The sequence below is a fragment of the Methylomonas sp. BG-2 genome (assembly GCF_057766305.1).
In genome coordinates this window covers 1-6,442 of the sequence record NZ_JBYMAP010000219.1, presented here as the reverse complement: position 1 = coordinate 6,442, position 6,442 = coordinate 1, and the positions used below count along the sequence as shown (strand labels likewise).

At 64.5% G+C, this 6,442-nt stretch carries 5 protein-coding genes; all 5 read left to right on the top strand.

What is annotated here, in order from left to right; all coding sequences use genetic code 11:
- Positions 1 to 570, top strand: a 570-nt coding sequence (locus tag AC3B8H_RS16970) for a putative Ig domain-containing protein (RefSeq protein ID WP_488442727.1), incomplete at its 5' end; no start/stop codon positions are given.
- 23 nt (positions 571 to 593) lie between these two features.
- On the top strand, positions 594 to 2,177 hold the full coding sequence (locus tag AC3B8H_RS16965; RefSeq protein ID WP_488442726.1) for a TolC family protein: 1,584 nt from the start codon (positions 594 to 596) through the stop codon (positions 2,175 to 2,177).
- Entirely contained in the window at positions 2,177 to 2,911 is a 735-nt protein-coding gene (locus AC3B8H_RS16960) for an efflux RND transporter periplasmic adaptor subunit (RefSeq protein WP_488442725.1), read from the top strand. The genes AC3B8H_RS16965 and AC3B8H_RS16960 overlap by 1 nt, the downstream gene beginning before the upstream one ends.
- Positions 2,912 to 2,914: 3 nt before the next feature.
- Positions 2,915 to 4,255: an efflux RND transporter periplasmic adaptor subunit gene (locus AC3B8H_RS16955; protein ID WP_488442724.1), complete on the top strand. Its 1,341-nt coding sequence runs from the start codon at positions 2,915 to 2,917 to the stop codon at positions 4,253 to 4,255.
- Positions 4,240 to 6,369: a site-2 protease family protein gene (locus tag AC3B8H_RS16950; protein ID WP_488442723.1), complete on the top strand. Its 2,130-nt coding sequence runs from the start codon at positions 4,240 to 4,242 to the stop codon at positions 6,367 to 6,369. The genes AC3B8H_RS16955 and AC3B8H_RS16950 overlap by 16 nt, the downstream gene beginning before the upstream one ends.
- Positions 6,370 to 6,442: the final 73 nt, after the last annotated feature.

Here is a 6,442-nt window from a genome sequence, read left to right as displayed (position 1 = left end):
GACGGCGGTTTGTCTTCGACCAGCGGCCAAACCACTTCGCTGCAAATGCAGGCCAGCTTCTCGGGTGGCGGCGGCAACGCGTTTTCGATGCCGGCGCAAGCCTTGTCCAGTCTCGATACCAGCTCCGGCGTCAGCTTCCAGGCCACTCAAGCCAACGGCGCCAGCCTGCCGGCTTGGGTGCGCTTCGATCCGGCGACCGGCGGCTTGAGCGTGCGGGAAGGCCAGGGCGCCGAGAACACCGTGGTCAAAATCACCGCGACCGACGGGCGCGGCAACCAGACCGTTGTGACCGTGGTGCTGAAACCGCAGAGCCGGCCGGGGCAGGGCGCTGGCGGTGAAGGCAGAAGCGGCGGCGAAGGCCAAAACGGCGCCGGCGACGGCCGGGCCGGCCAGGGCCAAGGCGGCGGACGCCCCGCGCCCGGTCGCGGCGGCGAGCCGCGCGCGGAACTCGGCAAGCCGCCGTTGAGCGCCCAGTTGCGCGCTTTCGGCAATCAACGCACCTTGCAAGACGCCGAGACATTGTTAAACCATTTGGCGCGCGCGTTTGCCGATCCTCGGGACGCCGCATGATTTTATCGACACAGGAATTCGCTATGGCTGAAAACCCTACCCGACCGACTCCTCGGTTTAATTCCGGTCTGTTAGCGGCGGCGATTGGTGCCGTATGGTTGACCGGTTGTTCGCTGACGCCCTCGCCGCTGACCCAGCAAGAACGGCAGAGCCAGATCGGTCTCGATCAGAGTCAGTTGTTCAAGCAACAGGAACCGCTGACCGCGCCGCTGAGCTTGTATCAGGCGATGTCGCGGGCGCTCAAATACAATCTGGACCATAGGGTCAAGATGATGGAGCGGGCGGTCGCGGAAGGCCAGGCGACCCTGGCCCGCTTCGATTTGCTGCCGGAAGTGGTGGCCTCGGCGGGCTATCGCAGCCGCGACAATTTCAATGCCTCGGCTAGCCGCTCGATCTCCACCGGCCGGCAATCGCTGGAAACCTCGACCTCGCAGGATCGCAGCCGCTATCTGGGCGACTTGAGTTTGCGCTGGAATATTCTGGATTTCGGCGTCAGTTATTTTCGGGCCCAGCAGGAGGGCAACAAAGCCTTGGTGACCGCCGAAAGTCGGCGCAAGGTCAGTCACAATTTGATGAAGGATGTGCGCAGCGCCTATTGGCGAGCCTTGAGCGCGCAGCGGATGACGGCCAAGATTCAGCCGGTGCTAGCCGAGGCGCGCCGGGCTTTGGAACTGGCCAGCCAAGCCGAGGCCGAAAAACTGCGGGCGCCGCTGGAGGCCTTGCGCTACCGGAAAAGTCTGCTGGAAATCGTCCGCCGCCTGGAGGGCTTGCTGGAACAGCAACAACTGGCCAAGGCCGAACTGACCGGCTTGATCAATCTACCGCCGAATCAGGACTATCAATTGGCCGACCCGGCCGCCGGCGCTTGGCCCAGCATCGCCACGCCGCAATTGAGTCAGGAGCAACTGGACGAGTTGGCGCTGCAACTGCGCCCGGAATTGCGCCAGGAAATGTACCAAACCCGGATCGGTTCGGCCGAAGTCAAGAAAGCCATGTTGCGCTTGCTGCCCGGCGTCGAGGTGCAATTGGGCGGCAATTACGATTCCAACTCCTATTTGCTGAATCAAAGCTGGGGCGAAATCGGCACGCAGATTTCGAAGAATTTGTTCGAGCTGCTGTCGGCGCCGCAAGCCATCGCCACCGCCGAAACTCAGGAGTCGCTGGCCAACTCGCGGCGGCTGGCCGCGCACATGGCGATACTGACCCAGGTGCGCCTGGCCCGGCAGCAATTGGCGCTGAGCGAAAATCAACTGAAGCTGACTTCCGAACTCGACGACATCAATCAGCAAATTCACCATCACGTCTTGAACAGCGAGTTGACCGAAGCGATGAGTTCGCTGGAGCGGATACGCACCTCGGTCGATTCGGTGTTGTCCGAGCTGCAGCGTCATCAGAGCTATGCGGATTCGCAGGATGCGCTGGGCAAACTTTACGTGTCGCTGGGCTTCGATCCGCTGCCGGCGACGATGGCCGACGATAGCGTCGATACGCTGGCGCGGGCGATCGAAGCGATCGACCAGGATTGGGCGCAAGGCCGCTTTCCGAATCAAGCCACCGACGATCCGTTGCCGGACAACGCCAACGCCGGGCAGGGAGAACATTCCTGATGGCCAAAGCCTGGTACTTGCTGGCCGGTCTGGCGTTGGCGCGATTCGCCGCCGCCGAGCCGGCCGCCGACACCGAAATCCGCGCGCAACTGACCGCGCGCAACGCCACCACGCTCTCGGCCGAACTGGCGGCGGTAATCAAGGAATTGACGGTGCGCGACGGCGAGCGCTTCAAAAAAGGCCAATTGCTGGTGGCTTTCGATTGCTCGGTTCAACAAGCGCAACTGGAAAAAGCCCGCGCCGCCGCGCAGGGCGCCGCCAAGACCCATGAGGTCGATCAGCGTCTGGCCAAGCTGGAATCGATCAGCGTGCTGGAAGTCGAGGTCGCCGCCGCCAAATTGGGCGAGGCCAAGGCCGACGTGGCCTTGACCCAGGCTGGCCTGGAAAAGTGCAAGATCGCCGCGCCATTCGACGGCCGGGTCGCCGAACTGAAGGCCCAGCGTCATCAACATTTGAAAGCCGGCGATCCGATTATGGACGTGTTGGACGACGGCCAACTGGAAGTTAAGCTGATCGTGCCGTCGCTGTGGCTGCGCTGGCTGAAGGCCGGTCAAGCGTTTTCGGTACATATCGACGAACTGGACCGGGATTTTCCGGCGGAAGTCGTGACGTTGGGAGCCCGCATCGACCCGGTCAGCCAAACCGTTGCCGTGCTGGGCCGCATCACCGGCAAACATGCCGAATTGCTGGCCGGCATGAGCGGCCGGGCGGCTTTTCCTAATCAAACCCATTAATTCATGACCGAGACCGAGGACAGCCGCCTCCGCCAGGCGCGGGGCCTGGCGTTGCTGCTGCAATTGCAACGCCGGGCGCGGTCCGCCGAGGACTTGGCCGCGCTCGGCTTCGTGGCGGTTAACGAAACCCGCGGCTTGGTGGAATATCGGCAGGCGGCGCTATGGTTGGATCGGCCGCTGCGGCCGATCGCCGCCTTGTCCGGCGTCGCCGACGCCGACCCGCAAGCGCCGTATTCGGTCTGGTTGGCGGCGGTTTGCCGTTGGCTGCACGGCAGCGCCCGCGCGGAGCCCTTCCGCTGCCTGCACTTGGACGAACTGCCGGAATCGCTGCGCGGCGATTGGCGGCAATGGCTACCAGCCCAGGTGCTGTGGCTGCCGCTGACGGCGCGCGGCCAGGACATCGGCGGCTTGTTGCTGGTCAGGGAAACGGCCTGGCTGGAGGCCGAGGCCCGGTTGCTGACTGAACTAGTCGATGCTTATGCGCACGCCTGGCGGGCATTGGCGCCGAGACCGGCTTGGTATCGGCGGGCGTTCGGGCGGCGGTCGGTCAAGGTCTGGGCGCTCGGCGCGATGCTGGCACTGATGTGGCCGGTGCGCTTGTCGGTGTTGGCGCCGGCCGAAGTCGTCCCGGCGCGACCCACCGTGATCCGGGCGCCGCTGGCCGGGGTGGTCGCCGCCTTTCACGTTCAACCCAATCAAAGCGTCGTGGCCGGCGACGCCTTGCTGAGTCTGGAAAATACCGATATTGCCAATCGTCTCGAGGTGTCGCGCAAGGCGCTGGCGGTGGCCGAGGCGGAATACCGCAAGACCGCGCAGCAAGCGATGTTCGATGCCGACAGCAAGGCGGAAGTTGCGGTGCTGAAGGCGCGGATGGACCAGCACGCCGCCGAGGTGACCTTCATGCAGGGGCAATTGGCGCGTGCCGAGGTCGCGGCGCCGCACGCCGGCGTGGCGATTTTCGCCGACGTGCACGATTGGCTGGGGCGGCCGGTGGAGTTGGGCGAGCGGATCTTGATGTTGGCCGACGCCGATCAGGTCGAGTTGGATATTCGGTTGCCGATCGGCGATTTCATCGAATTGGCGGACGGCGGTCCCGCGACGGTGTTTTTGAACGTCGATCCCCAGCATCCGCTGGCGGCCGAGGTGTATAGCGTCAGTTACCAGGCCGCCGCCGAAACCGGCGATGCGCTGGTGTACCGGGTCAAGGCCCGTCTGATTGACGGCGAGCGGCCGCCGCGCATCGGCTTGAAAGGCAGCGCCAAACTCTACGGCGAGCGGGTGACGCTGTTTTACTATTTGTTTCGGCGGCCGATGGCGGCGGCGCGGCTATGGTTGGGATGGTAGCCGAGCCGACGGCCTTGCCGCCGTTGCGGGAAGAAATCCATTGCCTGGCCGGACCGGCCGGGTTTGACGGCGCGCCGACCTGGACCTTGCACGATCCGGCCAACAACCGCTTTTACCGAATCGGCTGGCCGGAATTCGAGATACTCAGCCGCTGGCGGCTGGCGGAGCCGCGGACGATCGCCGATGCGATCGTCCGCGACACCACGCTGACGGTCAGCGCCGAGCAAGTCGCCGAGCTGGGCAAATTTCTGCTGACCCACAATTTGCTGCGCCTGGACACTCCGGCCGGTCTGGAAACGCTGCGCCGGCAAGCGGCGGCCCGCCGAATCGGCGTCGGCCAATGGCTGTTGCACAATTATCTGTTTTTCAAGATTCCGCTGCTGCGCCCGGACGCCTGGCTGGCGCGCTGCTATCCGCGCCTGTCCTGGATTTACAGCGGGCATTGCGCCGCGCTGCTCGGGCTGTGCGCGCTGCTGGCGCTGTTTTTGTTGTCGCGGCAATGGGATGCCTTCCTGAATACCTTTCCGCATTTCTTTAACTGGTTGGGCCTGGTGCAGTGGTTTTTGGCGCTGGCGCTGGCGAAGACCTTGCACGAGTTCGGTCACGCCTTGACCGCGCATCGTTACGGTTGCCGGGTGCCGACGATGGGCGTCGCCTTCATGGTGATGTATCCGATGTTGTACACCGATGCCAGCGAGGCCTGGAAACTGGTGTCGCGCCGGCAACGCCTGGCGATTGCCGGCGCCGGCGTCGCCGCCGAATTGGGTTTGGCGGTGGTCGCGGCCTTGGCCTGGAGCTTCTTGCCCGACGGCCCGGCCCGCAGCGGCGCTTTTTTGCTGGCGACCTCGACCTGGATCGTCACGCTGGCGATCAATCTCAGCCCCTTCATGCGCTTTGACGGCTATTACCTGTTGGCGGATTGGCTGGGCGTGGACAATCTGCAAGCGCGGGCGTTCGCCCACGCCCGCTGGCGGATGCGGACTTGGCTGTTTGGTTTGGACTGGCCGGCCCCGGAAGTCTTGCCGCCGCGCATGGCGCGGTTTTTCGCGGTCTACGCCTGGGGAACCTGGCTGTACCGTTTCTTCCTGTTTCTGGGGATCGCGTTACTGGTCTACCACTTCAGCTTTAAATTGCTGGGTTTATTATTGATGGCGGTCGAAATCGGCTGGTTTATCGTCCGGCCCATCGTTTCCGAATTGCAGGTTTGGTGGCGCTTGCCCGGCCGCGACATCAGCCGGGGCCGGCGTTTGACCGGACTGGCCGTGCTGCTGGGCTTGGCTGCGGTGCTGCTGTTGCCGTGGCAGGGCTATACCACCGCGCCGGCCGTGATCCGCGCCGAACAGTACGCCGAGATCGTGCTGCCCAGAGCCGGGCGCTTGGAGAGTTTTCCGGTCGCCGCCGGCCAGACCGTCAAGCGCGGCGACCTGTTGGCGCGGCTGAGTTCGCCGGAGCTGGATTACCAAGCGTCGGATGCCGACAACCAGGGCCGGGCGCTGGCGTGGCAATTGGCCTATCAAGGCCTGCGCCAGGATTTGCTGCAGCGGCGGCGAGTGTTGTTGAAGGAATTGGAATCCGCCGCCGCCAAGCAGGCAGGTACCCAGGAGCAACAAGCCGAACTGACCTTGTCGGCGCCGTTCGACGGCGTGGCGTTGGACGTTAACGATGCGCTGCAAGTCGGTCAATGGTTGCCGGCCGGCGAGGCGATGCTGATTGTCGCCGATCCCAGCGCCTGGCTGGTCGAGGCTTATTTGGCCGAAGAGGATTTACTGCCCGCCGAGCAAGCGGAGTCCGGCTGGTTTTACCCGGACGATCCGGACGCGGCCCCGGTCGCCTGCCGGGTGGAACGCATCGATCGCGGCGGCGCGGCCCGAATTCCCGACGCGCTGGCCTCGAGCTACGGCGGGGAACTGGCCGCGCGCCCGGACCGCCAGCGCTTGCAGATTCCGGAAAGCGCGGTCTACCGGATCGTCTTGCGGCCGACTCAAACCCCAAGCCGCGCCGCGTTTCCCGGCGTGCGCCGAGGCAGCTTGCGCTTGGACACGCCGGCCGTCAGTCTGCTCGGCAAGGTCTGGCGGAGGGTGGCTAGCGTGGTGGTCCGCGAATCGGGGTTTTAGGCGATTTACCGGTTACGAAAATAACCTTCACGAAATCGCTTCATCGTCCCAGGCACGCAAAAGCACTGGCGCG